Source organism: Paludisphaera sp., assembly GCF_037189885.1.
Lineage (GTDB): Bacteria > Planctomycetota > Planctomycetia > Isosphaerales > Isosphaeraceae > Paludisphaera.
Map to the genome: position 1 here is coordinate 34,958 of NZ_JBBCIR010000019.1, position 25,980 is coordinate 60,937.

General features: G+C 70.8%; 22 protein-coding genes. 14 read left to right on the top strand and 8 right to left on the bottom strand.

The window, feature by feature from the left end; translation table 11 throughout:
• Positions 1-185 precede the first annotated feature (185 nt).
• Positions 186-1,133 (bottom strand): hypothetical protein, encoded by a 948-nt coding sequence (locus WG209_RS07910; RefSeq protein WP_337174484.1) that lies wholly within the window; start codon positions 1,131-1,133, stop codon positions 186-188.
• Between the two features lie 490 nt (positions 1,134-1,623).
• Here WG209_RS07910 and WG209_RS07915 point away from each other — a divergent pair, with 490 nt between their 5' ends.
• A complete protein-coding gene (locus WG209_RS07915; RefSeq protein WP_337174485.1) occupies positions 1,624-4,794 on the top strand; it encodes a PAS domain S-box protein in 3,171 nt (1,056 codons plus the stop codon).
• Here the strand turns inward: WG209_RS07915 and WG209_RS07920 are convergent.
• The gene (locus WG209_RS07920; protein ID WP_337174486.1) at positions 4,791-6,458 is read right to left on the bottom strand and encodes an acyltransferase family protein; all 1,668 of its coding nucleotides are present in this window, start codon (positions 6,456-6,458) and stop codon (positions 4,791-4,793) included. The two genes, WG209_RS07915 and WG209_RS07920, sit on opposite strands and share 4 nt — an antisense overlap.
• Positions 6,459-6,528: 70 nt before the next feature.
• Entirely contained in the window at positions 6,529-8,205 is a 1,677-nt protein-coding gene (locus tag WG209_RS07925) for an alkaline phosphatase family protein (RefSeq protein ID WP_337174487.1), read from the bottom strand.
• A gap of 319 nt (positions 8,206-8,524) precedes the next feature.
• Here WG209_RS07925 and WG209_RS07930 point away from each other — a divergent pair, with 319 nt between their 5' ends.
• From WG209_RS07930 to WG209_RS07940, 3 genes are all read left to right on the top strand, one after another.
• On the top strand, positions 8,525-8,959 hold the full coding sequence (locus tag WG209_RS07930; protein ID WP_337174488.1) for a hypothetical protein: 435 nt from the start codon (positions 8,525-8,527) through the stop codon (positions 8,957-8,959).
• Between the two features lie 19 nt (positions 8,960-8,978).
• Positions 8,979-9,257 carry a hypothetical protein gene (locus WG209_RS07935; protein ID WP_337174489.1) on the top strand — a complete coding sequence of 93 codons (279 nt, stop codon included), beginning with the start codon at positions 8,979-8,981 and terminating at the stop codon, positions 9,255-9,257.
• Positions 9,258-9,396: 139 nt separating this feature from the next.
• On the top strand, positions 9,397-11,175 hold the full coding sequence (locus WG209_RS07940; protein WP_337174490.1) for a cation:proton antiporter: 1,779 nt from the start codon (positions 9,397-9,399) through the stop codon (positions 11,173-11,175).
• Positions 11,176-11,191: 16 nt separating this feature from the next.
• Here WG209_RS07940 and WG209_RS07945 read toward each other — a convergent pair whose 3' ends face one another.
• Positions 11,192-12,658 carry a hypothetical protein gene (locus WG209_RS07945; RefSeq protein WP_337174491.1) on the bottom strand — a complete coding sequence of 489 codons (1,467 nt, stop codon included), beginning with the start codon at positions 12,656-12,658 and terminating at the stop codon, positions 11,192-11,194.
• Positions 12,659-13,075: 417 nt separating this feature from the next.
• Complete coding sequence (locus WG209_RS07950; RefSeq protein WP_337174492.1) at positions 13,076-13,267, bottom strand: hypothetical protein; 192 nt, start codon at positions 13,265-13,267, stop codon at positions 13,076-13,078.
• Between the two features lie 156 nt (positions 13,268-13,423).
• Here WG209_RS07950 and WG209_RS07955 point away from each other — a divergent pair, with 156 nt between their 5' ends.
• Complete coding sequence (locus WG209_RS07955) at positions 13,424-13,855, top strand: hypothetical protein (RefSeq protein WP_337174493.1); 432 nt, start codon at positions 13,424-13,426, stop codon at positions 13,853-13,855.
• Between the two features lie 71 nt (positions 13,856-13,926).
• Here WG209_RS07955 and WG209_RS07960 read toward each other — a convergent pair whose 3' ends face one another.
• Complete coding sequence (locus WG209_RS07960) at positions 13,927-14,187, bottom strand: hypothetical protein (RefSeq protein ID WP_337174494.1); 261 nt, start codon at positions 14,185-14,187, stop codon at positions 13,927-13,929.
• A 104-nt stretch (positions 14,188-14,291) separates the two neighbouring features.
• The gene (locus tag WG209_RS07965) at positions 14,292-15,767 is read right to left on the bottom strand and encodes an MFS transporter (protein ID WP_337174495.1); all 1,476 of its coding nucleotides are present in this window, start codon (positions 15,765-15,767) and stop codon (positions 14,292-14,294) included.
• 198 nt (positions 15,768-15,965) lie between these two features.
• On the opposite strand from WG209_RS07965, the gene WG209_RS07970 reads away from it, so the two are divergent.
• The gene (locus WG209_RS07970) at positions 15,966-17,666 is read left to right on the top strand and encodes a mechanosensitive ion channel family protein (RefSeq protein ID WP_337174496.1); all 1,701 of its coding nucleotides are present in this window, start codon (positions 15,966-15,968) and stop codon (positions 17,664-17,666) included.
• A 15-nt stretch (positions 17,667-17,681) separates the two neighbouring features.
• Here WG209_RS07970 and fae read toward each other — a convergent pair whose 3' ends face one another.
• Positions 17,682-18,230, bottom strand: coding sequence for a formaldehyde-activating enzyme (fae, locus tag WG209_RS07975; RefSeq protein ID WP_337174497.1), 549 nt, complete (start codon positions 18,228-18,230; stop codon positions 17,682-17,684).
• Positions 18,231-18,801: 571 nt separating this feature from the next.
• Here fae and WG209_RS07980 point away from each other — a divergent pair.
• The 8 genes from WG209_RS07980 to WG209_RS08015 all read left to right on the top strand — a co-directional run bounded on the left by WG209_RS07980 (position 18,802) and on the right by WG209_RS08015 (position 25,930).
• Positions 18,802-19,134: a hypothetical protein gene (locus WG209_RS07980; RefSeq protein ID WP_337174498.1), complete on the top strand. Its 333-nt coding sequence runs from the start codon at positions 18,802-18,804 to the stop codon at positions 19,132-19,134.
• A 117-nt stretch (positions 19,135-19,251) separates the two neighbouring features.
• Positions 19,252-20,784 carry a trypsin-like peptidase domain-containing protein gene (locus WG209_RS07985; RefSeq protein WP_337174499.1) on the top strand — a complete coding sequence of 511 codons (1,533 nt, stop codon included), beginning with the start codon at positions 19,252-19,254 and terminating at the stop codon, positions 20,782-20,784.
• A gap of 26 nt (positions 20,785-20,810) precedes the next feature.
• The gene (locus tag WG209_RS07990) at positions 20,811-21,503 is read left to right on the top strand and encodes a DUF1080 domain-containing protein (protein WP_337174500.1); all 693 of its coding nucleotides are present in this window, start codon (positions 20,811-20,813) and stop codon (positions 21,501-21,503) included.
• Between the two features lie 135 nt (positions 21,504-21,638).
• Complete coding sequence (locus WG209_RS07995; RefSeq protein WP_337174501.1) at positions 21,639-22,055, top strand: hypothetical protein; 417 nt, start codon at positions 21,639-21,641, stop codon at positions 22,053-22,055.
• A gap of 265 nt (positions 22,056-22,320) precedes the next feature.
• Positions 22,321-23,067: a DUF5672 family protein gene (locus tag WG209_RS08000; protein WP_337174502.1), complete on the top strand. Its 747-nt coding sequence runs from the start codon at positions 22,321-22,323 to the stop codon at positions 23,065-23,067.
• A gap of 168 nt (positions 23,068-23,235) precedes the next feature.
• Entirely contained in the window at positions 23,236-25,164 is a 1,929-nt protein-coding gene (locus tag WG209_RS08005) for an alpha/beta fold hydrolase (RefSeq protein WP_337174503.1), read from the top strand.
• A gap of 22 nt (positions 25,165-25,186) precedes the next feature.
• The gene (locus WG209_RS08010) at positions 25,187-25,537 is read left to right on the top strand and encodes a nuclear transport factor 2 family protein (RefSeq protein WP_337174504.1); all 351 of its coding nucleotides are present in this window, start codon (positions 25,187-25,189) and stop codon (positions 25,535-25,537) included.
• A gap of 105 nt (positions 25,538-25,642) precedes the next feature.
• The gene (locus tag WG209_RS08015) at positions 25,643-25,930 is read left to right on the top strand and encodes a hypothetical protein (RefSeq protein WP_337174505.1); all 288 of its coding nucleotides are present in this window, start codon (positions 25,643-25,645) and stop codon (positions 25,928-25,930) included.
• Positions 25,931-25,980: the final 50 nt, after the last annotated feature.

Consider the following 25,980-nt stretch of genomic DNA (forward strand, 5'->3'; position numbering starts at 1 on the left):
GCAGCGAGATGCCCTTCGGCCCCGAGGCGTGGACGTGCCCCGCGTGGCCGAACCATCGCCTTCGACACGCGCCGGCGGGCCCGGGTTCGATGCCCGTCGCCCGCGGTCGCCGCCCGTCCTCGGATCCGATCCGGCCTTCCATGGTCGCGCTCCTTCGCGGTCGGGTCAACGGGACGGCGGCCCGATCAGCGGGCGAATTCGTCGCCGGCCGGGGTGAGGCCGACGTCGTCGGCGGGGCTGGCGGCGGGCTTCCGGTCCTCGATCACGCCGAGCTGGTTGCGGTCGGCCCAGATCAGGACCGCGCGCTGGGTGCGCTGGTCGACGTGGTCGGCGGAGGCCATGAACAGGAAGGCGCCGAGGCTCCGCTCCTGGTCCGGGATGCAGCCGATGGCGATGACCTGCCCCGGCTCGACGAGCAGCCGGGCGGTCAGGTCGCGGAAGGATTCCTGCCGCTGGGCGTCGGCGATCTTGAATTCCTGCGGGGCGTAGGGGGTGGCCTGCTGCAACGGCTCGTACGATCGCTGGACCCGGCCGTGGTGGATCTCCGGCGTCAGCCGCAGGGAGACGGCGTTGCCGCCGTAATGCTCGGGCGTGACGCGGTAGTGGCCGCGGGCGCGGTCGTAGTCCTTGCCGGTGACGCGGCCGTCGACGTTGAGGATCATGCTGGCCTGGTCCACCTCCTCGCTGAGGGAGAGCAGCTCCTGCGTCCCCTCGGGGACCAGGAACGTGACCGGCTCCAGCTTGTCGGGCGGCTCGGCGGAGAAGAGGGCCTCCACCTCGCGCGGGAGGTCGCCGACGATGCGGCCGAGGCGGATGCCGTTGGCCTGGAGCGCCCGGCGTTCCTCCGGGGAGATGGCCTGCTCGTCGGCGGCGCGCCAGATGGCCTCGTTGACGACGGGGTCGCGGTGGGGCCGGCTGATGACGGCCATCCTCAGGGCGACCTTCTTGGGCTCGATCAGCTCCCCCCGCGGACGGCCGATGCGCCCCAGCAGGTTGTCGGGGCGGATCTGCTCCTTGAGCGGGTTGCAGCCCCAGACCCCCGCGAGGCCCGCGGCGACGCCGCCGAGCGCGACCCGCCGGGTGACGGCCGAACTAGCCTGCCTCTCGCCCATGGGGCGGAATCCTTTCCGCATGGAACCAGCCTCCCGCCAGACCCTTCACCGTCCTCGGGGCGCGAGTGTAGGCCCGTCGCGGGATCTCGTCAACCGCGGTCGGGCGCGGGGCGGCGCGGCCCGTATACACAGGTTCCGGTTGCCCCCTCTCGCGCGAGACGGGTATACCAGGGTCGATCGCGGTCCCCGGCGGGGGAGGCGGGGCGGGGCGGGGCCTCCTCAGCCGGCGCGTCGGGCCTGGAGGGGCGACTTCGACCGTCACTGTATGTTCGCGGACCGATGAGGGGGGCTTGCCGCGACGCTCCGGGATTCGGGACCCGGCTCGCGGGCGGTCGGCGGCTCGAGGCCCCTTCAATCTCCAGGGCTGGCGCCGCTCGTCCTCCCCACATCCGGATCCGGCCTTTAGGGCCACCTCCCCCCGCGGGGAAGGCCATCATGAAGCACGGACAGGCGGGCAATATCTCGTGGTTGCACGGACGGACGCCATGAATCGACGCGGAAGGTCTCCACGTTGAGCGCGCTGGTGACGACTCGCATGGCGGTCGCGATCGTCGCGGCCTGGCTGGCCTGCGCGGCGGTGCTGGCGAGGGGTCGCCGGCGGGGGGCGCCGGCCGGCGCGCTGGCGGCGTTCGCGGGGCTGACGGCCGTCGACTCGCTGGCGACCGCGCTGGGCTGGCCGTCGGGGGGGGGGCCGCGGCTGGCCCTGGTCGCGGGGCAGGCTGCGGCGGCGTGCCTCGCGGCGGCCGGCATGTCGGCCCGGCCGCGACGGCCGGCCGCCTCGTCGCGGGCCGACGGCCCGGACGCCCGCTGGCTCCAGGTGCTCGCCGACCGGACGGAGGAGGCGATCATCGTCACCGACGCCCGCATGCGGATCGAGTGGGTCAACGCGGGCTTCGAACGGATCACCGGCCACGGGCCGGACGACGTGCTGGGCCGGACCCCGGCGTCGGTCCTGCACGGCCCCGAGACCGACCCGGCCGTCCGCGCCTACATCGGCCAGCGGCTGAAGGCGGGGGAGCCGGCGCGGGCGGAGGTCGTCAACTACACCAGGAGCGGCCGGCCCTACTGGGCGGCGGTGGAGATCCGCCCGCTCCACGACGCCGCCGGGCGCGTGGTCAACTTCCTGTCGGTCCAGTCGGACGTGACCGAGCGGAAGCGGGCCGAGCGCCGGCTGGAGGCGCAGTACGCCGTGATGCGGATCCTCGGCGACTGCTCGCGGGTGGACGAGGCGATGCCGCACCTGCTGGCGACGATCGGCCGCACGCTCGACTTCGACGTGGCGGCGTTCTGGGCGTGGGACCGGCAGGCGAAGGCCCCGAAGCTCGCGGGGCGCCCCTGGGCGTCGGCGCGGGTGGAGTCGTCGTGGGGGGAAGACGTCCCCTTCGCGCCGCCGCCGGCCGTCGCCGGGCCGATGGAGCGGGTCTGGGCGACCGGCGCGCCGTCGTGGGTCTCCGAGATCGTGCCGCCGCGGGCCGAGGGGGGCGCCCCCCGCGCGGCGGAGGCGCCTCGCGACCTGCGAGGCGTGGTGGTCATCCCGGTGGCCGACTCGGAGAAGAGCCCGCTGGTGGGCGTGCTGACCCTGTTCAGCCGCGAGCCGATGGAGCGCGACGAGCCGCTGTTGCAGGTTCTCATGGCGCTGGGGCGTCAGATCGGCCTGTTCGCCGAGCGCCGCCGGGCCGTGCGCGAGCAGGCCGAGATCAACGCGCGGCTCAACGCCATGCTCGACGCCTCCACCCAGTCGGCGATCGTGGCGACCGAGCCGGGGGGGCTGATCACGATCTTCAACACGGGCGCCGAGAGGATGCTGGGGTACGCCGCGGGCGAGATGATCGGCCGGGCGACGCCGCTGATCCTGCACGACCCGGCCGAGATCGCCGCCCGCGGCGCGGAGGCCTCGGCGGCCGGGCGGCCCGTCCAGGGCTTCGAGGCGCTGGTCCACCGCGCCCGGCGCGACGGGCACGACGTCTCGGAGTGGTCGCTGGTGCGCAAGGACGGGGCGCGGATCGCGGTGCTGCTGGCCGTGACGGCGGTGCGCGACCCGGAGGGGACGCTGCGGGGCTTCCTCGCCATCGCCACCGACCTGAGCCAGCGCCAGGCGGCCGAGCGGCAGCTCCGCGACAGCGAGTCCCGGCTGCGGCGGCTGGTGGAGGCCAACATCTTCGGCGTGGCGTTCGGCGAGATGACCGGGGCGCTGACCGACGCCAACGACGCCTTCCTCGACATGGTGGGCTACTCGCGCGACGACCTGATCGACGGCGGCGTCCACTGGATGGGCCTGGCGGCCGACGCCCCCCCCCGCTGGGTGCGCCGCCGCCGCGTCCAGCTCCTGCGCCACGGGAGCTGCCCGCCGTTCGAGATCGAGGTCCGCCGCAAGGACGGCCGCGTCGTGCCGATCCTGCTGGGGCTCGCGCGGCTGGACGACGCGAGGACCGACGTCCGCGCGCCGGTCGTCGCCTTCTGCCTGGACCTCACCGAGCGGCGGGTGCTGGAGGACGAGCTGCGCCGCCACGCCGCGGACCTGGCCGAGGCCGACCGCCGCAAGAACCAGTTCATCGCCATGCTGGGGCACGAGCTGCGCAACCCCCTGACGCCGATCCGCAACGCCGTGACGGTGATGAAGCAGCGCGGCGACGACCGCGCGACGGCCGCCTGGGCGCGCGAGGTGATCGGCCGGCAGGTGGCGCAGCTGGCGCACCTCGTGGGCGACCTGCTGGAGATCGCGCGGATCGACCGGGGGATGATCGCCCTGAAGCTCGAGCCGATCGACGTCGCCGCGGTGGTCGCCGCCGCCGTGGAGACGACCCGGCCGGAGATCGACGCCCGCGGCCACGCGCTGACGGTCGTCGTCCCGACGGCGCGGACGCTGGTCTCGGCCGACCCGATCCGGATGGCCCAGGTCCTCTCGAACCTGCTGCACAACGCGGCCAAGTACACCGACGACGGCGGCTCGATCCGGATCTCCGCCGGCGTGGAGGGGGGCGTCGTCGCCTTCCGGGTCCGCGACGACGGCATCGGCATCCCCGTCGAGATGCTCACCCGCGTCTTCGAGGTCTTCACCCAGGTCGACCGGACCCTCGCCCGCTCCGAGGGGGGGCTGGGTCTGGGGCTCAACCTGGTCCGCCGCCTGGTGGAGATGCACTCCGGGACCGTCGAGGCGCTCAGCGAGGGGCCCGGGAGCGGCGCCGAGTTCGTCGTCCGCCTGCCGCTCCTGCGGGTCGTCGAGGAGGAGCCCCCGGCCGCGCCCGCCGCCGTCGCCGGGGCCAACGGCCACGGCGCCGCGCCCTCGCCGACTCCCCCCCCCTCGCGGCGGATCCTCGTCGTCGACGACAACGTCGGCGCGGCCGAGAGCCTGGCGATGATCCTGGAATACGAGGGGCACTCCGTCCGCGTGGCGCACGACGGCCCGTCGGCGCTCGAGGCCGCCGGCTCGGAGCGGTTCGACGTGGTGCTGATGGACATCGGCCTGCCCGGCATGACCGGCTACGAGGTCGCCCGCCAGCTCCGCGCGCGGCCGGACCTGGCCCGCCTGCCGCTGGTGGCCGTCACCGGCTACGCCGAGGACGAGGCCCGCCGCCTCTCCCACGAGGCCGGCTTCGACCACCACCTCGTCAAGCCGGTCCCCCCCGACGCCATCCTGGCCGTCGTCGCCTCCATGGGCGGCGTCGAAGCCGCCGCGACCTAGCCCGCGCCCTCGGCCCGCGGGCGAGGGCCGTTCAGCAAGCGGCCCACCCAGGCGTGGCGCACCATCCCCTGGTAAGTCAGCAGCAGGAAGGCCGTCGAGGCGACGACGATGATGGTGAACTTCGCCCAGGCCGGGGCCGGCCAGTCCCGCGCCGCGTGCTGCGCGGCGATGACCAGGGGCACGTGGGCCAGGTACAGCCAGTAGGCCGAATCCGACAGGTACCTCATCGTCCGGCCCTCGGCCGGGCAGAGCCGCCGGAACAGCCCCATCAGGCCGAAGGTCATCAGCCACGGATAGGCGGCCTGCGACGCGACCGCGATCGCCCGCCTCGCCGTCGGGTCGAGCCCCGCGAGGGCGTCGGCCAGCGGCGCGGGCCAGCCCATCGTCAGGGCCATCCCCAACGGGAAGGCGACCAGCAGGGCGATCGACAGCGGCGCCCACCATCGCGAGCCGACCCGCCCGGCGCGGGCGTCGAGGCGGTAGCCGAGCGCGCCGAAGGCGAAGAAGATCGCGTAATAGGCCATGACGCGCGGCATCGGCAGGAGGCCCGTCGAGGTATCCGGCCCGAACAGCGGCGAGGCGCCGCCGTCCCCCATGAACATCTGCGGGAGCATCGTCAGCGCGATCGGCCAGACGTAACAGGCCGGCGGGGCGACCAACCACGCCGGGACGCGAAGGCGCGGCAGCCTGCCGGCGACCGCGACGACGGCCGCGAGCCCCAGCGCGAACCACCACAGGAACCACAGGAACCACAGGTGCCCGAAGACGGGGATTTGCGTGAGCAGGTCGATCACGCTGGCCTGTCGCCCCGGCCCCGCGTCCCTGGCCCTCAGCGTCTCGGCGATCTCTGCCTTCCTGGGGCCGAGGTTCTCCTCGTCCAGCGGCAGCTTGAGGAGGGAGGCGAAGTAGACGGTCATCGGCGCGTCGACGACCGCGTTGTCCAGCGGGGTGGCCCCGCGCCGGTTCACGGCGTTCACGTCCGCGCCATGCTCGACGAGGGCGGAGACGGCCGCGACCTCGCCGACGAACGCCGCCGCGTGCAGGGGAGTTCCGCCGTCGACCGCCTGGGCGTCCACCGTTGCGCCGCGGCGGATCAGAAGGTCGACGGCCTCGGCCCGGCCCGCGATCGCCGCGCGATGCAGCGGGGTCATCCGGAAATCCCCGCCCGGAGCGTCCACGTCATCCCCGCTCGCGAGGTGGCTCTCGATCGCGTCCAGGTCGCCCGCGGCGGCGGCGTCCCCGAGCGTGGTCGCCCCATCGGCCTCGGGACGGCCGCCGACCGTCGAGCCCGAGGCGGCATCCGACATGGCGACCGAGGAGACCCAGTTCGTGAGCGGGACGATGGTCACCAGCCCCAGGAGCATCGGCAGCAGCACGCGCCGGGCCCGATGCTTCACCATCCCGCCGGGACCCCGGCGTTGAACGAGCATGGCGGCGAAGAAGCCGCTCATGACGAAGAACGTCGGCATGCGGAAGCCGTGGAGCGCGGAGAAGAGCACGCCGATCGAGCCGTCTTGCCGGCTGTCAGCCACCATCCACATGGACGGGAAGAACGACAGCGAGGCATGGACGGCGATCCCGAGCAGCATCGCGACGGCCCGCAGGGCGTCGAGGTCGGCCATGCGGGCGGGCGGCGGCGGGGGAGGGGGCGTCGGCGTGTTCATGCGATGGCATTCGCGCGAGCGAGCCCGCTATTGGATCGTGCCGGGCGAGGGCCGGCGGTTTCGTCCGGCGTCAAAGATATCCGAGGTCGGCCAGCCGGGCCTGGATGGCGGCCTCGTCCTCCTCGGCGTAGGAGGGGGCGTCCCCCGCGCCTGGGGAGTCGTCGCGGTCTTCCCGGCGCTCGGCCGTGGCGGCGAGTTCGGGCGTCAGGACTTCCGAGAGGACGCGGCCGTCCATGTCGGCGGGGATGGGCAGGTCCAGCAGGCGCAGGACCGTCGGGGCGATGTCGAGCAGGTTCGCCCCCTGGGGCGCGGCGCCGGGGCGGATGCCGGGGCCGCCGGCGATCAGCACGCCTTCCATGCGGTGGTCGCCGGTCGGGCCGAACGCGGGGGAGACGACCTCGTGCGTCGTGAAGTCGTGGAGGCCGATCGTCCGGTACTTCCAGTCCTTCAGCACGACGGTCAGGTCCGGCGCGCGGTCGGCGTGGGGGCCGTGGTAGAGGTCGGCCGCCTCGTGGACATGCTCCACCAGCCGCTCGCCGGTTTTCGGGTCGACGATCTCCATCAGGCCGGCCTTGATCTCGTCCAGCAGCGCCCGGGCGTCCTTCGGGTCGACGCAGCCTTGCGGCTGGCGGCCCTTGAGGTTCAGGAAGATCTGGCCGAAGTTCCCCTGCGCGTAGGCCCGGGTGCGCGACCAGTCGATGTGCTCGCGCGAGAGGAACGCCTTCTCGCCCAGGCGGTCGATCCAGCTATCCTGCTTGCCGCGGAACCGGGTGACGCGATGGTTCGCCATCCCCCACTTGCTCATCAGGCCGTAGAACCACTGGGGAGTCACGCCGCGACGGTAGAACCAGTGCTTCTGCTTGACGTAGAGGCCCGGCTTCAGCGCGATGTACCCCTTCTCCAGCAGCCAGACGTTGAAGTTGACGTAATGCTCGATCGGCCCGAAGCCGTGGTCGCTCATCAGCAGGAACGTCGTGTCGGCGTCGGCCTTGTCGAAGATGGCGCCCAGGCCGCGGTCGAGCGTCTTCCAGAACTCCAGCAGCTTGGGCCGCAGGGCATCCAGGCGCTTCTCGTCCCCCTTCGCGGCGGCGTGGGCGGTGTCCCAGGCGTGCCAGAGTTCATGGCCGAAGCGGTCGGTGGCCATGAGGTCGAACATCAGCAGGTCCCAGGGGACCCGGCCCATGAGGAACGCGATGGTCTTGAGGTGCTGGTCGAGGAACGCCGTGAGGTCGTCGACGACGGCCTCCTCGTTCTTGCCGTCGTGGATCGACGTCGACCACGCGCGATAGGGGCCGACGGCCTGTTCCAGCTCGGCGAACAGGGCGGGGTCGCTGGCGAAGTCGGGGGCGTCCTCCGGGCTGAGGAAGTCGCCCAGGTAGAAGCCGGGGAAGTCCTTCGCCGGGCGCGGGGGGTAGCTCATGGGGACGCCGCCGGCGATGGTCCGCTTGCCGTGGCGGGCGAGGATCTCCCAGAGCAGCTCGGACCGGATCGCGCGCGAGGAGTTGACCTTCCCCTTCATGGGGTCGTGGTCGTGCTCCAGGAACTCGAAGACGCCGTGCTTGCCCGAGTTCTTCCCGGTCATCACGCCCGTCCAGGCGACGGGGCTCAACGGCGGGAAGACCGACCGCAACTCTCCCGAGGCGCCCCGGTTCCGCAGGCGTTCGATATTGGGCAGGAGCCCCTCGGCGGCCAGCGGCCCCAGGATGTCCCAGGTCGCGCCGTCCAGCCCCAGCACCATGACCTTCATCGCCGCCCGGTCCTTTCGCTCGCGCCCAAACCGATCCCCGGAAAGCCCATGCGTCTTCCCCAGCTTCCGGCATACCGGCCGGGTCCGTCAACGGCGGTTTCTCGGCGGGGAGATGGGGCGATCGATCGAAGTAGGGGGTGGGGCGCGGTATAATTCGCACGGCGACCCTGATCTCGGTTTTCAAGGAATCGATCTTGCCGCCTCGCGTCATCGACCATTCCGATTATCACAGGACCGTGATCGGGTTCCACGGCACCGACATGGCGACGGCGGATCGGCTGGCCTCCCGTCCACGCACCGATCGCTAGGAGGCCTCCCGGTGGCATCCGACATCCCTCAACGCTGGCCGACGACCGCCGCGCGAATGTCGCTCGCCCGCCGCCTTGGCCTCCCCTACGAACATTCGATGCAGGATTGGGAATGGGAAGTAGCCGACGCCTCGCGGTTCGGTGAGTTTCTCGACGCCTATTCGTCCGGATCACTCGACGAGGACGAGCGGTTCTCGCTCATGGAGGTGCTCATCCAATGCGTCGAGGACATGAATCTGCCCTCGGTCGGGGCGACGCCGCGGTGGCGATCCCTCGCCGCCCTCCTGACGGCCAATCCCTGGCTCCATGCCAGCTCGGTGCGATACTGGTCGTGCCTGGACGATCGCGACCTTGAGGACTGCTTCTCCGTGTCCGGCCCGATGCGCGCCATCTGGGAGGTCATCCGCCAGACTTGGGAAAGTGGCGGCGGGATGGCTGACCGCTAGAAAACCCTGGAAGTGCGGCATGTCTGGGAACACGCCTTCAAACCGGCCTGGTGTCGGGCGCGCGACAACAAGCATCCGCCCGCCGGGCTCGCCCGCCCAGGCCGACCCGGCGACCCTGGGTGAGTTCGACGAGGCGTTGGCGCTTGCCAGGGCCGACAAGTCGCAGGACCAGGCTCGACGCAGCCTCGTCGAATTGGGGCTGATCACCCCGGAAGGGGCCCTCGCCGCCCCCTACGAGGCACAGCCGGGGGACGAGCCGATCATCCCCAGGCAGCGAAGGGCCGGGGCACGGGGGTAATTCCCCTGGTCGACGGCGCGGGGCTTGCTAGGATCGGCCTCCTTTCGCGCCCGGCGGGGACGGAGCGGGGGCTTCGTCGGCGAGGGCTCCCCGATCCCAGGCAGGGTTGATGATCACGGATTTCGGAAGTGCCATCGCGATGATCGTGGCCGTGGGGGCGGCCTCGGTCATCGTCGCCGATCGGGTCGGGCTCCCCTCGATCGTGCTCTTGCTGGGCGCGGGGCTGGTGCTCGGGCCGGCGACGGGGCTGCTCGACCCGGACGCGCTGTTCGGGCCGATGCTGCTGCCGATCGTCTCGGTCTCGATCGCGGTCGTGATGTTCGAGGGGGGGCTGGGGCTGCGGCTGAGGGAGGTCCGGGCCGCCGGGGACGTCGTGATCCGGCTGACGACGATCGGCGTGCTGATCACGTTCGCCCTCGTCGGCCTGCTCGGCTACTACCTGCTGGATCTGAGCGGGCCGCTGGCGGCCGTGCTGGGCGCGATCTTCACCGTGACCGGGCCCACCGTGATCCTGCCGCTGGTCCGCTTCCTCCGGCTCCGAGGCCAGTCGCCGGTCATCGCGAAGTGGGAGGGGATCATCGTCGACCCCGTCGGCGTGCTGTTCGCGGCGCTGGTCTTCTCCGCGCTCGCCGCCCCGACGACCGCGTCGGCCATCACGTCGATCGTCGCCTTCAGCGCCCGGGTGTTCCTCCTGGGCGTATTGATGGGGATGGCTTGCGGGTCGGCGTACCGCCGGGCGGCGCGCGGGGGTTTGCTCCCCTACCATCTCCAGCCGCTCGCGGCGCTGGGGGCGGCGGTGGGGATCAGCGGGCTTTCGGAGGCGCTCCAGCCGGAGTCGGGGATCGTCGCCGCGACGGTGTTCGGCATCCGGCTGGCGAACTCCCGGGACGTCTCGATCCGGCACGTGCTGGAGTTCAAGGAGTACTTCGTCCAGCTGATCCTCGCGTGCCTGTTCATCGTGCTCGCCGCGCGGCTCGACTGGGCCGAGCTGCGGGCCGAGCTGGACCTGAAGCTCCTGATGTTCGTGGCCCTGCTCATCGGTGTCGTCCGGCCGCTGGCGGTGGCGGCGGCGACGGTGGGCTCCGCGCTGGAGACTCGCGACCGGCTGATGCTCTGCCTGCTGGCGCCGCGGGGGATCGTGGCGGCGTCGATCGCGTCGGTCTTCTCGCTGCAACTGGTCGCGGCGGGCTACCCCGACGGCCAGCGGATCGTGCCGATCGCGTTCACGGTCATCATCGGCACGGTCGTCTTCTACGGCCTCGCCGCGCCGCTGGGGGCCCGCCTGATGGGCCTCCGGATCGCGAACCCGCAAGGGGTGATCTTCTTCAACGCGCGGCCCGGCCTGGTGGCGCTGGCGAAGGAGCTGGCCGACCTGGGGGTGGACGTGCTGGTGGTGGACGCCAACCCCGGGCCGATCGCCAGGGCTCGGCTGGCCGGGGTCCCGGCGCACCGGGGCAACGTGGTCTCGCGCGAGTTCTTCGAGCGGATCGACCTCGCGCCGTTCCGCCGCCTCGTCGCCGCGAGCCCGAACGACGAGGCGAACGCGCTGGCCTGCCTCACGTTGCAGGAGCGGCTGGGGCCGGAGAACGTGTACCAGGCGCCGCCGGAGAAGCAGGACTCCACGGACCAGTCCGCCGGCGCGAGGCAGGGGGGGCGTCGGTTCGGCTCGACGACGATCCGGCGGTGGCTCGACGAATACCCCGAGCGCGCGAGGCGGGAGAAGTGCATCCGGGTGACGAAGCTCACGGAGCAGTTCAAGCTGGACGACCTGCGGACGAGCCCCGAGCCGTTGACGCCGGTCTTCGTCGTCCGCGCGAACGGCGATGTGCACACCCAGCACGACGACGCGACGCTCCAGGCCGCGACCGGGGACACCGTCATCTGCCTCAAGACGGCCGAGCCGCCGCCGGCCACCTGACGGCCCCCGGCGCGCCTCAGTTGTACGCGAACGAGGCGGTCGCCCGGCAGGCGCGGTCGGCGCGGACGCGGACCCAGTGGGCGCTGTAGGCGTCGGGGAATTCGTGGTGCGCGTAGCCGTCGGCGGGGACGGCGATCGTCTTGTACGGCTTCCATGATCCCGAGCCGAGGAAGTCGACCTCCACGGTGAAGGTGACTTCCTCGTCGGCCGAGTGCGTCAGGTGGAGCACCTTCTTGTCGAAGCCGGTCATCAGGAACGGGTCGGAGGGGGCGTCGGCCTCGACGGGCTCTTCCCACCAGACGGCGCCCCAGCCGCTGGGCTTGCCCCACCGCCAGAGGTCGTCGACGTTGCCGAACCAGAAGCCCGACTGCGGCTGGCCGACGGCGTTGTCGACCTGATCGCCGGCCAGCACCAGCAACCCCCGCCAGTAGGTCATGTCCGGGCAGATGCGCAGGTGCTTGCAGATGGGGCGGATCCCCCAGACGTGGTCGTTGTAGACCATCGACGGCAGCTCGTAGAAGATGCCGAAGGCGTCCATGAGGTAGCGCTCGGTCTGGACCTCGCGGATGCGCATCCATTCGGTGTTCCAGGTGTGGTCCCAGGACTGCGATCCCCGGGGCAGGCGATACCGCTTCCACCGGCCGTCGTGCAGGACGCGCAAGATGACCGACGCGCGATCCCAGCCGACGGCGTAGAGCGTGTTGCCGTACCGCCGGCCGATGGCGGGGTTCTGCTTGCCGGAGACCTCGATGAACGGGTTCTCCTCCAGGACGGTCCAGGTCTCGCCGTCCCACTCGGCCAGCCGCCCGCCGGCGCGCTCGCCGAGGAACTCCGGCTCCTCATACGTGTTGTTGGCGACCACCAGCCGCCCTTGCGCGGTGTGCGCCCCCTTGAAGTGCGGCTGCGCCCCCTTGGGGATGTTCAGCTCGGCGACGAGGTCGGCCAGTTGCCGCGCCTCCAGCGTGCGGACGTCGGCCTCGAACAGCAGGCCCTCCATCGTCAGGAAGTAGACCTTGTTCGCCGGGTCGACGAGATGCCGCGCCGTGGCGGTCAGCCGGTGCTTCTTCAACTCCGGGAAGGTCCGGACGTTCCCCTCCGGGTCGATGACGTGGGGGCCGATGATCGCCTGCTTCGAATCCCAGTGGACGAGCCGGTTGGCGAACGTGCCCGTGACGGACTCGGGATGCATCCGGAACGACAGATCCTCGCCGATCTCGTACAGGCCGATGCCGTCTCCCTTGATGTGCGCGACGTAGCCGACGGCCCAGAGGCGATCGGCCCAGGGGATCATCGCGCCGATGCCGGTCTCGCTCTCGCTCCCCACGCCGGGCGCCTTCACGGTCATGTGTGGGAATACGTTCCCCACCAGCACCGGCCGTTCGGGTCGACCGGGCGCGTCCGGCGGCGGATCGTCGGCCGTCGCCGCCGGGCCGGCGGCCGAAAGCATGAGGGCGACGAGGGCGGATATCCGGGGCATGTTCATGGGTACGTCCTCTTCTCGGCGCGGCGGGGCTCGTCCGGAAAGCCGACGAGCCTGTCGCCCCGAGCGTACCCTCCCCGACCGCCGTCGGCGAGGAGCCTCCGACGAGGGGTGAGCCTTCCCGTGATGGCGAATCGGGATTGAGCGGAGCGGAGGAGGGTTCACTTTCGGTCTTCCCCCCTGGAGGGGGAAGACAGACCGCGAAGCGGTCAGATGAGGGGGGGGTTGCCCGCGACGCTTCGGAATTCGGGACTCGACACGCGGGCAGTCGGCCGTTGGGGAAGCCCTCGCGCGCTCCGTCCGCCACCCTGCTCGTCCCCCCCTCATCCGGCCCTTCGGGCCACCTTCCCCCTCCAGGGGGGAAGGGCGTTCATGAACGTCTTCCCCCTCGCGGGGTGGGATCGCTTGCCGGCCGTCCGGTCAGGACTTCTCCAACTCCTTGCCGCAGCAATGGAAGTGGACGTGGCCCGGGTCCTTGCAGCCGCAGTCGGTCGTGACCTGGAGCTCCATCCCGCAGGACGAGCAACGGAACTTGTCGCCCTTCTTCGGCGGGTCGATACCGACGTCGGCGCTGGAATCCGACATCTTCTCGGTCATCTTGTTGGCGGCCATGATTCGCCTCCCGTTGGGGTTACTCGGATCGATTGAACGCGTCGTGATCTTGTCGAGGCAATCCGCGCGCCGCCGCCCGGCCGGGTCGAGGCCCGAGGTTTGCTACCTCGTAGGCCGAAGGCTCGCGTTCCAACATGAAGAGCAAGGAGACGGACGATGGATGAGATGAAGGTGGCGAGGGCGATGGGGTGGTTCAGCATCGGGCTCGGGGTCGTCGAGGCGGTCGCCGGGAAGCAGGTGGGCCGGGCGCTCGGGATGCCGGACCAGGCGCTGGTGTTCCGGGCCTTCGGCGCGCGCGAGATCGCGACCGGCGTGGCGGTGCTCGCCTCGGACCGGCCCACCGCCGGGATGTGGGCGCGCGTCGCCGGAGACGCGCTCGACCTGGCGGCGCTCGGCTCGGGCATGACGCCGAGCAACCCCAGGAAGGGGAACCTCGCCGCGGCCATCGCGGTCGTCGCCGGCATCACGGCGGTCGACTACTGGTGCGCCCGGCGTCTGTCCGAAGGCCGGTCCCACGGCCGGGCGACGGGCCGCCCCGAGGGCGTCGACCGCGGGGCGACGAGCGGGCTGGCGTCGCGGGTCTCCTGAAATCGTCGCGGCCGCCGGCCGGCACGGCGCCCGGCCGGTGGCCGCGTGGGGAAGGAGGGGGGCCGGCGTGCTCAGTCGCGCCCCTCGGCCTCGTTCTGGATCGCCTCGTCGACGGCCTTGTCCCCCTTCACGCCCGCGACGTTGCCGCCGGAGTAGTCCTTCTGGCCCCGACCGCTCGCGCCGGGGACGGGGCCGGTGCCGCCGCCGCGATCGTCATCGAGCTTGCCGCCGCCGCTCCTGGCGTCCCTCGGGTCGTCGGACGGCTGGCCGCCCATCCCCAGCGCCCCCTGGCCGCTGCTCGTCGAATCGTTCCGGTTCTTGGCGTCGGACATGGCGTCGACTCCCTGATGTCGTCGGTTGTCGGTCATGCCGAGCCTCGGCCCGGCCCGCCGGTAATCCCAGCAAGGCCCGCGCCCGTCGCGTCGGGATCGTCGAATCAGGCCGGGGCGGGGGCGTTGGACTGCTCGACGGTCGACAGGGGCTCGGCGATGTCCTCCAGCGAGGCGCCCTCGGCCTTCACCCCGAAGAGGGCCACCACCACGGCCGCCGCCAGGAGGATCGCCGCCGCGAGGAGGTCGCCGTAGAAGACGTAGATCCGCTGGCCGTGATCGATCAGGTACCCGAACAGCCAGGAGGCCATCGGCCCCCCGAGCGCCGTGCCGGTCGAGTAGAACAGGGCGATCGCCATCCCGCGCAGCTCCAGCGGGAAGATCTCGCTGACGGTCAGGTAGGCCGAGCTGGCGGCGGCCGAGGCGAAGAAGAAGATCACTCCCCAGATGAGCGTCTGGGTCTCGGCCGTGAGCGCGCCTCGATCGAAGAGGAAACCGGAGACGACCAGCAGCGCGGCCGAGACCGTGTAGGTCCCGATGATCATCGGCTTGCGGCCCACGGTGTCGAAGAATCGTCCCAGGAGGAGCGGCCCCAGGAAGTTCCCCAGCGCGAAGGGGATCAGGTACAGGCCGACGCGCTGCTCCGGGATGCCGTAGAACTTCGCGAGGATCATGGCGAAGGCGAACGAGACGCCGTTGTAGAGGAACGCCTGCGACATGATCATCGCCAGGCCCAGCACGCTGCGCTTGGGGTACTTGCGGAGCATGGTGGAGGCGATCGTGCGGAAGCCGACCGGGCCGTGGGGGCGGATCGTGATCGTGCGGTCGACCGCCGGGAGCTTGCCGACGGCCGGGTCGGCCTCGATGCGGCGCTCGATGTCGGCGACGATCCGCTCGGCCTCGTCCTTGCGCCCGCGCGTCATCAGCCATCGCGGGCTCTCGGGGATGGAGTTGCGGAAGAAGATGACGACCAGGCCGAGCAGGGCGCCGATCGCGAAGCCCATGCGCCAGCCGACGTTGATCGGGAAGTAGGCCGGGTCCAGCAGGACGATGGTCGCCAGCGACCCGCCGGCGGCGCCCAGCCAGAAGGTGCCGTTGATCGCCAGGTCGACGCGGCCGCGCACCCGCGCCGGGATCAGCTCGTCGATGGCCGAGTTGATCGCCGAATACTCGCCGCCGATCCCCGCGCCGGTGAAGAATCGGAAGAAGGCGAAGCTCCAGAAGTCCCAGGAGAAGGCCGTCAGGAACGCGGCGGTCAGGTAGATGGCCAGCGTCAGCGTGAACAGCTTCTTGCGGCCCCACAGGTCCGTCAGGTAGCCGAAGACCAGCGACCCGGAGACGGCCCCGACGAGGTACGCCGTGTTCAGCAGGCCGTTCTGCGTGCTGCTGAACCCCAGGGTCTCGCGACGTTCCAGGATCGGGGCGACGGCGCCGACGAGCGTGACCTCCAGGCCGTCGATGATCCAGGTGACGCCCAACGCCAGGACGACGCGCCAGTGCCACCGGCTCCAGGGCAGGCGGTCCATCCGCGCGGGGACGTCGGTCTGGAACGTCTCCCGCTCGATCGCGCTCGCGGCTCCCATGCGCCCTCCTCCCCGTCGTCCCCCGGCCCGATCGACCTGGCGGCGCGCGCCGCTCCATTGGGCGTGACGGGCCAACAAATCTTGTGCCGACGACGGCGTCCGTCGGGGTCGTCGGCCGATCGGGGCGGCACGGGGGATGCCTCCGTCCCGGGCGTGCCTTCAGGAGGATCGCCAGGAGTCGCGACGGATTACCCGAACATGATCGACGCCCGCGCCTGCTTCGCCCCCGTCCTCGCGTTCTTCCTCGGCTTGCCGCCGGGCCAGATCCTCCCGGCCGCCGAGTCGAAGGCCGGGCCGAGCGACCAATCGAACTACACCGAGGTGGAACGCCTCAACGCCGGGCTGCCGGACACCGAGGGGGTGGACCTGGGCACGCCCCAGGCCGCGCTGGAGACGTTCATCGACGCGTGCGAGCGCGGCGATTACGGGGCCGCGGCGCACGCCCTCAACCTGAACGCGACCCCGATCGATCGCCAGGCGCTGGAGGGGGCGGCCCTGGCCCGACGGCTCAAGGACGTGATGGACCGTCAGGTCTGGTTCCGCTGGGACGCGATCCCGGACCGCCCCGACGGCCAGCTCGACGAGGCGAGCCTCAAGCGCATGTCCGAGGGGGCCGACGGGCCGCGCTCGAACATCAAGCTGGGGGCGCTGTTCATCGGCGACCGCGACTACGAGATCCGGCTGGAGCGCCTCAAGCCGGCCGACGGCGACCCCGCCTGGGTCTTCTCCGGCCAGACGGTCAAGCACATCCCGGCCCTGCACGCCGAATTCGGCCCCTCGCGGATCGAGCGGTACATCCCCACGGCGCTGAAGCGCGTGAGGGTCGCCAAGGTCTGGCTCTGGCAGTGGATCGGCTTCGCGATCTTCCTGGTCGCGGGGGCGCTGCTCGGCTGGCTGACCGAGAAGGTGCTGGCCCTGCTGGCCCGCATCGACGCCCCCTGGCTGCGGACGATCATCGAGGCCCTGCAGGGGCCCGGGTCGATGGTCCTGGGGCTCTGGACGTTCTACTTCCTCGCGAGGTCGTCGCTGGGCCTCTCCGGGCCCATCATGACCGTGCTCGACCCGCTGTGCATCGCGGTGCTGGTGGTGAGCCTGGTCTGGTTCCTGCGGCGGCTGATCGCGTTCCTCTCCGAGCGGATCTGCTCGCGATACTCGGGCTTGCAGACCGACGAGGCGAACGTCCTGATCACGCGGATCGAGGTGGTCCGCCACGTCCTCACGTTCGCCGTCTTCCTCGTCGGGGGGATCTTCGCCCTCAGCCGGTTCGAGTGGTTCCGCCAGGTCGGCGTGATGGTGCTGGCCTCGGCGGGGGTCGCGGGGCTGATCCTGGGGATCGCCGCCCAGCGCGTGCTGGGGAACCTGTTCGCCGGCCTCTTGCTGGCCCTGACCCAGCCGGTGAAGTCGGGCGACGCGGTGATCTTCGAGGGGGAGTTCGGCTGGGTGGAGGAGATCACGCTGATCTACCTGGTGGTGCGGACGTGGGACGGGCGGCGGATCGTGGCGCCGATCGCCTACTTCCTGGACAACCCGGTCCAGAACTGGTCGCGCAAGACCCAGCAATTGATCCAGCCGCTGATGATCCACGCCGACTACCGCGTCGACGTCGAGGCCGTGCGCGAGGAATTCCGTCGGCTGATGGAGGAGTCGGAGGAATGGGACCGCGCCGTGCCGCCGATCCTCCAGGTGACCGACTGCAAGGAGGGCTCGGTCGAGCTGCGCGCCCTGTGCAGCTCGGCCAACCCGAGCGACAACTGGAACCTGCGATGCCGCGTCCGCGAGGGCCTCGTCGCCTTCCTCCAGCGCCACGAGGGGGGCCGCTTCCTCCCCCGGAGCCGCGTCCTCCTCAACGACACCGGCGACGGCGAAGGCAGTGGCGACGGGCGGCCTCCCGCGGGATGACGGCGCACGGATCGGTCAAAGCTCGCCGTCGAGGCCCAGCTTGTGGAAGTAGTGCTCCACCTTGTCCTGATTCTCCAGCAGCCAGTCGATGGAGGGCTCGCGGCGCAGGGCCTTGCGGATCACCTTGAGCGTGGCCTCGCGATGGACGTCGAACAGGGCCTTGTGGTCGACCGTCTGGACGTCCAGCACCGACGGGTCGAGCCAGACCGAGTAGATGATGCCCAGGTCGTCGGCCTTCTCCCTGGGGATGTCGCCGGCGCGGACGGCGTCGAGGACCCCGTGGGCGATGGCGGCCTGGACGGTGCCCATCAGGATGTTGGTGTACTTCGCGTCCTTGACCGTGACCTTGCTGACCATGAGGGTCGCCGGGCGGACCTGGACGTCGCTGTTGAGGATGGCGAAGACCTTCGTGTGCCCCTTCACCTGGTCCCCCATCAGGGTCGCCAGCGCCGTGCCGACCGGCCCGTCCAGCTCGCCGATGACGACCTCCGGCTCGGCGCACAGATAATCCTCGGCCCCCTCCACCAGCGCCTCGCCCGTCCGCATCACGATCCGCTCGCTCATCGTCGACGTCTCCCGGTTGTTCCCGCCTATCGCGAGCCCAAAGGATAGCCGATCGGGCCGCATCGGGACGAGGGAAGAAGACCGTTCCTTCCGACGTCTTCCCCCCTCGCGGGGGAGGACAGACCGCGAAGCGGTCAGGAGAGGGGGACGACCAGCACGGGCGCTAGTGGAAATTCGAAGGCCCGCCCGGTTGACCTCCGCGAACACCAGAGGCCGTCTCGCTTGTCTTCCCCCTCATCCGGCCCTTCGGGCCACCTTCCCCCGCGAGGGGGGAAGGACGTTATGATGGACCGTCCAAAACGATCCATGACCGGGGGCATATCCCGATGTCTCGACTCCTCGACGAAGCCATCGACAAGGCTCGACGCCTTCCGGAGCCCGACCAGGAGGCCCTGGCCGCGATCATGCTCCAGGCGATCGAGTCCGATCACCGCTGGGACGAGCTGTTCGCGCGGCCGGAGTCCCGGGCGCTCCTGGAGCGCATGGCGGATGGCGCGATGACCGAGATCAGGGCCGGGGGGCAAGGCGGCCGTCGACCGGCAATCCTTGATGGATGTCCGGGAGGAATCCCATGCCCCGTCGCGAGCGGATCGTCTGGGTCGTGATGCACTACGAGATCATGGGGCCGTCGCACTCGTCACGGGTCGATTCGGTCCAGTTCCACGTCGCCTCGTCGCTGGAGAAGGCCGAAGCGTACATCCGGAGTCACTGGGTGGAGTCGCATTCCTGGTGGCAGGTCCATCCCCACGTCGTCGACTCGGACGAGTCCGACGAGGGGGACGAAGTCCACTATTACAGCCATCGGGGGACTCGGCTGAAGGCGGCGCCGATCAAGCGGGCCGTGGCGGCCTATCAGAAGTACGCGGAACGCCACCCGGAGCGATTCCCGCCGCGAACCCCCTGAGAAGGCGGCCGGCTCGCCCGTCGGCTCCGTTGATTTCGCCGCCCGCGCCCCCCACAATGGCTTACCGCGGCGGGGCTTGCTCGCCTCGGGGGATCCTGGAGCGGGGGCGCGTGGGGCATGGCGTCGGACGAATTGCCGGATGATGGGTACGGGTACGACGCTCCGCCGCCGAGGCCGACGACGCCGCCGCTGCGCCGCGGGTTCGCCATGATCCTGGCGCTGTTGAGCCTGGCGGTGCTGGCGGTGTACGGCGTGCCGTTCGTCGCCGAGCGAGCCGGGAGGGCCTGGGAGGCCGGGCGCGCCGAGGCGGCCTCGGCGGCGCTCGCCAAGCTGGACGACCAGGGGGCGGTGGGCCAGGCGTCGCGGCTGTTCCGGCTGGCGACGGCGGCCGTCTCTCCGGCGGTGGTCAACGTCCGGTCGTTCCGGGGGGGCGGCGGCCTGGGCCGTCACGGCCTGCCGCTGGGGGCGCCCCCGACGCACGAGGGGGGCCGCAGCGAGCTTGGGTCGGGCGTGGTGATCGACGCCGAGAACGGCTACATCGTCACCAACAACCACGTCATCCAGGACGCCGAGACGATCATCGTCCGCCTCGGCCCCCGCGACGACGTGCAGGCGCGGCTGGTCGGCGCCGACCCGAAGACGGACCTCGCCGTGCTCCAGGTCAAGACCGAGCTGAAGACCGCGGCGAGCTGGGGCGACTCCGACAAGCTGGACATCGGCGACTGGGTGCTGGCGATCGGCAGCCCGATGGGGTTCGACCACTCGGTCACGGTCGGCATCGTCTCGGCCACCGAGCGCAACGACCTGCGGATCGCCGAGTACGAGTCGTTCATCCAGACCGACGCCGCCATCAACCCGGGCAACTCCGGCGGGCCGCTCGTCGACCTGACCGGGCGGATCGTCGGCATCAACACGGCCATCATCACGCAGTCGGGCGGCTACGAGGGGATCGGGCTGGCCATCCCGTCGTCGCTGGCGCGCCGGATCGTCGAGGCGCTCATCAAGGACGGCAAGGTGACGCGGGGCTTCCTGGGCATCGCCCTGCAACCCCTGGACGGCGAGGCCGCGAAGGCGCTGAAGGTGCCGGCCGACGTGGAGGGCGTGGTGGTCGGCGGCGTGATCCCCGACGGGCCCGCCGCCCGCGCCGGGATCCGGGCCGGCGACGTCATCACCGCGCTGGACGGCCGCAAGGTCCACGACCCGACCGGCCTGCGCTACGTCACCGCCGAGCTTGGCGCGGGGATCGAGGCGCCGGTGGACTTCTACCGCGACGGCGCCGAGCAATCGGCGCGAGTGACGCTGGCCGAGAGCCCCACCAACCCCGAGATCGCCCCGCTGGGCTTCCGCGTGAAGGAGTCGGACGCCCCCGGCCCCGACGGCAAGCCACGGACGATCGTGGAGGTCGACCGCGTGGTCTCCGCCGGCCCGGCCTTCAACGCCGGCCTGCGCCCAGGCATGTGGATCATCGCCGTCGGCGAGGCGCGCGTCGGCAACGTCCTCGGGTTCCTCGCCGCGCTCCGCGACCACGACCTGGAACGAGGCCTCCCGCTGTTCGTCATCACCCCCGACGGGCGCGGCGTCGGCCTGCACATCATCGGCCCGAAGGCATTCCAGGAGCAGCAAGAGCAGGCCATGCCGCCGGCCCCCTGAGACGCCGCCTCGAAAGGACGACACCGATGCGCCGACCCCTCCCGCCGACCCTGGCCGCCTGCCTCGCCCTGATCCTGGCCGCCGCGCCCGCCCCGGGCGAGGAGGGCTTCGCCCCGCTCTTCCCGGACGAGGGCGCGCCGAAAGGATGGCTCGTCAGGGCCTGGGACGACCTGGGGAACGAGGCCGGTCCCGACAGCGAATGGACGGTGAAGGACGGCGTCCTCCGCGCCGGCGACCGTCGCGGGACGTGGCTGGTGAGCGAGAAGCAGTACGACGACTTCGTCCTGGAGTTCGAGATCAAGCTCACCGAGCGCGGCAACAGCGGCGTCGCCCTGCGGACGCCCCTGGACGGCGACCCGGCCTTCGAGGCGATGGAGATGCAGATCGCCGACCTGCGCTACAACCCCGGCGCGACCGAGGCCGAGCTGACCGGCGCCATCTACCGCGCCCTCGCCCCGGCCGAGCAGGTCTACCGGCCGACCGAGTGGAACTCCTGCCGGATCGAGTTGAAGGGGAGCCACCTGAAGGTCACCTTCAACGACCGCGTCATCCAGGATGTCGACCTCGCCGCGCAGGTCCGCCCGACCCGGAGGCACGACGGCAGCGAGGCCCCGCCCCTGAAGGATCGCCCGCACTCCGGGCACATCGGCTTCCAGCACCTGAGCCGCGACAACGAGCCCATCTTCATCCGCAACGCGCGGATCAAGCCGCTCCGCTGAGGCGGCGATCGACGCATCATGGCATGCGATCCTTGCCGCGCGGCGGGATCGTCCGGTGTCAAAGTCTCAACCGACACCAGATGTTCCTCGATCGGCTCCAGGTCCCTTCCTCCCCTCCGACGCTGGAGAGGCAAAATGGGCCATTCGTACCTGGATTTCGATGGGCGTACAATTCTTCTCCATGACTCCTTGATTGAAGCCATTGTCAAGCTGATGTCAAATGAATTCATTGTGCACAGGCAAGACTACGATCCGCGCAGCATTATGACGAAGCAATTTCGCGAATGGCTATCAAATATTGAACATTCCGGCGTCGGCTGCATCGACCTCCAGCTGGATGCCTGTCTAAGCGACGGTCGCGTGCTTGAGCAAAACCTCAAGCTCCTGGACGCGGTGGAGAAAACAGTCAAGAATTTCGGCGATATGATCCCACTTTCGTTCCTCCGAACGGCCGTTGGCCCGGGGTACGGCCGAGGCATCGAGTCCAGGATTGTCTTGCGAGCTTTGAGCAAGTTCCGAGCCCTGCTGCTCAAGGGCGGAGAATCCCCTTGAGCAATGCTCGGATCCAGTCCAGTCGCCGCCGCGACGCCCTGAGGCGGCTCGTCCGAGTTCTCACCGGAACCGAGAAGTAGCCCCATCGGCGACGGAGGAAGGGTCAGAATCCGATCAGGGGGTTCTGGGTGCCCCGACGACTCGCCGCAAAAGCCCGCGACGGTCTCACCATAGGCGGATGACTGGATACAGGTCAGACTTCGAACGATCGGGCTCCTCGAAGTAGCGGGAGACTGGCCGCCGGCGAGCGGTGGCAGGGGACAAAATGGATACACCGCCATCGATCACGGTCGTCGCCATCACGGACGGCTATCGCCTGGACCCGCACGCGGAGGCCATCCACCGGACGGCCGCCTGCATCCCGAGGCCCGTGACGAAGCTGCTCATCACGGACGCGGTCGACGATCACGACGGGCTGGTGGTCCAGAAGCCGCGGGGCCCGCTTAGGTCGCGGTACTCTCAATTCATCCTGCACTCGCTGGCCGATCACATCGAAACCGACTTCTGCATCGTCGTGCAATGGGACGGGTGGGCGAAGAACCCCGACGCCTGGGACGAAGGTTTCCTCGAATATGACTACATCGGGGCCCCATGGCGGAGCATGTGGCCCCTGTCGATCCCGTTCCCGAGCTATCGACGCCGGGTCGGGAATGGTGGCTTCTCGCTGCGATCCAGGAGGTGGCTGGAGGTGGGGAAACGAGCCCCATTCAACCGGGACAACAAGCCGGAAGACCTGTGGTGCTGCCGGACGCACGTGAAGGCATGGGAAGAAGCGGGATGTCGGGTCGCGCCGATGGAGGTCGCCCGGCGCTTCGCCGTGGAATACAAGCTGGCCGACTGGGGCCCCGACTTCGATCCCGAGCAGGCGTTCGGCTTCCACGGCCTTGATCGCGGCCAGTTTCGATACCTGAGCCATCCGCCCTCGATCACGCAACAATGCTGGAATGGTCTCAAGCGCCGCATATCGCCGAGGAGATTGATTCGCGGAGGACGCCCTTCGGAGGCCTCGTGACGGATCGGCGGTGCCGTCTCGCCTCGGGCCTTGTGTCGGCCGGTCCTCCCCGCGCGTCGCCTCCGAGTCGGGCCGGGCGGATTGGCGCAGACAGGATCGCGGAGGCGGCTATGATCCCCCCGAATTCATGTCGATCGCGGCGATCCGCCGCCGGGGGGAGAATCCGGGATGATGCGACGGGGGCGCGGGGCCTGGTTGCTGCTGGCGGCGTGCGCGTGGGCGGCGTCGGCCGGGGGCTGCGCGTCGATCGTCGTCCATCAGAAGTCGGTGATCGGGCGCGAGACGCATGACGTCGTCGCGACGTCCGCCAACGCCCCGGCGCGGAACGTCCGGGCTCACGCCCTGATCCGCACCGGGATGGAGCTGGACCGCAAGCACGCGCGATGGGCCGTCGGCTACTTCCGCGACGCCGCTCTGGAGGCTCTGCCGGTCGTCGCGGAGGGGGGAGACGCGGTCGACCCCTCGCCCGTCCACGCCGACGCCCGCGACGCCTACCGCCGCGCGATCGAGTACATGCTGCTGTCGGCCGACCGCCGATCCAAGTCCGAGAAGGGCGTGAGCTGGGCCGAGGCGCTGCGGCAGTCGGGCGTCGGGGTGTCCGGCCGGGTCGGGATCCACGACGCGGCGCTCTGGCAGGAGGTCCTCCCCTCGCGGGAGTTCGAGGTGAAGGGCTTCCGCAAGGCGATGGGGCGCGGGGGGATCGGCGCGCCGGTGGTGATCCGCATGGCGCGCCCCGTCGAGGCCCGCGATCGGACCATCGAGGGGGCCGTCGACGTGACGGACCCGTCGGAGCGGCACTTCCCGGCCCAACTTTTCCGGTCGGCGTCGGCCGTCCTCCGCCCCGGCCGCGCGGGGGAGCCGCCGGCCGTGCTGGAGCTGCACGACCCGGTCGCCGACCCCGACATGCTCTGGGCGCCCGACGGCCGCCCGCCGATGCCGATGGCCTACGACATGACCATCGGCGTCGCCCGCCAGTTCCACGAGGGGAACCTCGACCTCGTCGGCCGCCTGGGCGTCCTCTATCCCTCGGAGTACGACGGCCGGACGGGCATCTTCATGATGGACCCGTACCAGCCGGGCAAGATCCCCGTCGTCTTCGTCCACGGCCTGATGTCCAGCCCCAGCGGCTGGGCCGACGCCATCAACGAGCTGCGCGGCGACCCGGAATTGCGCAAGCGCTATCAATTCTGGATGTTCTTCTACTCGACCGGGAACCCCATCCTGACCTCGGCCGCGCGGCTGCGGTCGTCGCTGGTCTCGATCCGCGACGACTTCGACCCCGGTTTCGACGACCCGGCGCTCGACCACATGGTCCTGGTCGGCCATAGCATGGGGGGGCTGCTCTCGCGGCTGATGGTCACGGACAGCCGCGACGAGCTTTGGAAGGCGGCGTCGAACAAGTCGCCCGACCAGATCGTCCTGGCCGACGAGCCGAAGCGGATGCTGATGGATTCCATGTTCTTCGCGCCGGTGCCGACGGTCGACCGGGTGGTCTTCGTGGCGACGCCGCACCACGGCAGCCCGATGGGGGACGCCTGGGTCGGGCGGATCGCCTCGCGGCTGATCCGCGTGCCGAAGGAGGTGGTGGACATCCAGGGGGCGCTGGCGAAGCTCAACGGCGGCGACGACGTGGGCTGGGACTTCCGCAACCGCCGCTACGCCACCAGCGTCGCGCAGCTCGGCCTGTCCAACCCGGTGCTCCAGGCGATCTCCAAACTACAGATGCGCGAGGACATCCCGTTCCACTCGATCATCGGCCACGACGGCAGGGAGCCGCTGCCGGAGGGGGGCGACGGCGTCGTCCCCTACATGAGCGCCCACCTCGACGGCGCCATGTCCGAGCTGGTCGTCTCCAGCGGCCACAGCGCCCAGGAGGTCGAGCCGGCCATCGTGGAGATGCATCGGATCCTCGACCTGCATTACGAGGAGTACGCCGACCGCCGCGCCGCGCTGGCGGCCGGCGAGGACCCGCCGACGCGCGTCGCGCGGCCGGAGGGCCGGACCCCGCTCCGCATGGACGACGCCCTGTCCGACCCCCGCGTCCGCCCGCCGATCGCCCGCGACGACGCGCCGTTGGATCTCCGCATCATCCGATGACTCCGGCCGGGGGAAGAGAGCCATGAGCCCGAACAAGCAGGTCGTCGACGAATACATGGAAGGCTTCCGCCGCGGCGACCACGCCCGGATCCTGGCGTGCCTGACCGACGACGTGGAGTGGGAAATCCCCGGCCATTTCCGCATCCAGGGCAAGGACGCGTTCGACGGCCACATCGAGGGCGAGGGCTTCTCGGGGCTCCCGGAGATCGCCGTCTCCCGGCTGACCGAGGAGCGCGACGTGGTGATCGCGGAGGGGAGCGTGCGAGCCCATCGCTCGGACGGCGCCGTCGTCGACCTCGCCTTCCGCGACGTCTTCGAGATGCGCGAGGGCCGGATCCGGAAGCTGGTCAGCTACCTCGTCCCGGTCGGCTGACGCCCGCGACGCTCGGCCCGAAGCGCCCTCGACGTCTCCCGCCTCCTCCCGGCGGCCGCCCCTATAATGGACCGGGCGCGGAACGTCCAACCAGGAGTCGCGGCGATGTTGACGCTGTACACGACGGCCCACGACCCGACGGGCCGGGAACTTCGGCGGGCCCTCCAGGATTCGGCGCTGGCCCATGAGGTGGTCGTGGTCGCGACGGCCGACCCCGACCACGAAGGCCTGCCGGCGGGGGCGCGTCCCCCGGCGCTGGTCGACGACGGCCGGGCCTACCAGGGCCGGGACGCCGTCCTCGCCCGCCTGGAAGAACTTACCGCCATGCGGGAAGAGTGGCACAAGTACGGGTCCGACGCCTGCTACTGCGACGGGGACGGGGGGATCGTCTAGCCGCCCCGTCGGCACGAGGCTTGCTCATCTTGACGAAAAACCCGATCGGC

Bases quoted from the DNA above. Each gene is read 5' to 3' on its own strand.
- WG209_RS07910 (WP_337174484.1), bottom strand. From the start codon at position 1,133: ATGCGGAAAGGATTCCGCCCCATGGGCGAGAGGCAGGCTAGTTCGGCC.
- WG209_RS07920 (WP_337174486.1), bottom strand. From the start codon at position 6,458: ATGAACACGCCGACGCCCCCTCCCCCGCCGCCGCCCGCCCGCATGGCC.
- WG209_RS07925 (WP_337174487.1), bottom strand. From the start codon at position 8,205: ATGAAGGTCATGGTGCTGGGGCTGGACGGCGCGACCTGGGACATCCTG.
- WG209_RS07935 (WP_337174489.1), top strand. From the start codon at position 8,979: ATGTCTGGGAACACGCCTTCAAACCGGCCTGGTGTCGGGCGCGCGACA.
- WG209_RS07940 (WP_337174490.1), top strand. From the start codon at position 9,397: ATGATCGTGGCCGTGGGGGCGGCCTCGGTCATCGTCGCCGATCGGGTC.
- WG209_RS07945 (WP_337174491.1), bottom strand. From the start codon at position 12,658: ATGAACATGCCCCGGATATCCGCCCTCGTCGCCCTCATGCTTTCGGCC.
- WG209_RS07950 (WP_337174492.1), bottom strand. From the start codon at position 13,267: ATGGCCGCCAACAAGATGACCGAGAAGATGTCGGATTCCAGCGCCGAC.
- WG209_RS07955 (WP_337174493.1), top strand. From the start codon at position 13,424: ATGGATGAGATGAAGGTGGCGAGGGCGATGGGGTGGTTCAGCATCGGG.
- WG209_RS07960 (WP_337174494.1), bottom strand. From the start codon at position 14,187: ATGTCCGACGCCAAGAACCGGAACGATTCGACGAGCAGCGGCCAGGGG.
- WG209_RS07965 (WP_337174495.1), bottom strand. From the start codon at position 15,767: ATGGGAGCCGCGAGCGCGATCGAGCGGGAGACGTTCCAGACCGACGTC.
- WG209_RS07970 (WP_337174496.1), top strand. From the start codon at position 15,966: ATGATCGACGCCCGCGCCTGCTTCGCCCCCGTCCTCGCGTTCTTCCTC.
- fae (WP_337174497.1), bottom strand. From the start codon at position 18,230: ATGAGCGAGCGGATCGTGATGCGGACGGGCGAGGCGCTGGTGGAGGGG.
- WG209_RS07980 (WP_337174498.1), top strand. From the start codon at position 18,802: ATGCCCCGTCGCGAGCGGATCGTCTGGGTCGTGATGCACTACGAGATC.
- WG209_RS07985 (WP_337174499.1), top strand. From the start codon at position 19,252: ATGGCGTCGGACGAATTGCCGGATGATGGGTACGGGTACGACGCTCCG.
- WG209_RS07990 (WP_337174500.1), top strand. From the start codon at position 20,811: ATGCGCCGACCCCTCCCGCCGACCCTGGCCGCCTGCCTCGCCCTGATC.
- WG209_RS07995 (WP_337174501.1), top strand. From the start codon at position 21,639: ATGGGCCATTCGTACCTGGATTTCGATGGGCGTACAATTCTTCTCCAT.
- WG209_RS08000 (WP_337174502.1), top strand. From the start codon at position 22,321: ATGGATACACCGCCATCGATCACGGTCGTCGCCATCACGGACGGCTAT.
- WG209_RS08005 (WP_337174503.1), top strand. From the start codon at position 23,236: ATGATGCGACGGGGGCGCGGGGCCTGGTTGCTGCTGGCGGCGTGCGCG.
- WG209_RS08010 (WP_337174504.1), top strand. From the start codon at position 25,187: ATGAGCCCGAACAAGCAGGTCGTCGACGAATACATGGAAGGCTTCCGC.
- WG209_RS08015 (WP_337174505.1), top strand. From the start codon at position 25,643: ATGTTGACGCTGTACACGACGGCCCACGACCCGACGGGCCGGGAACTT.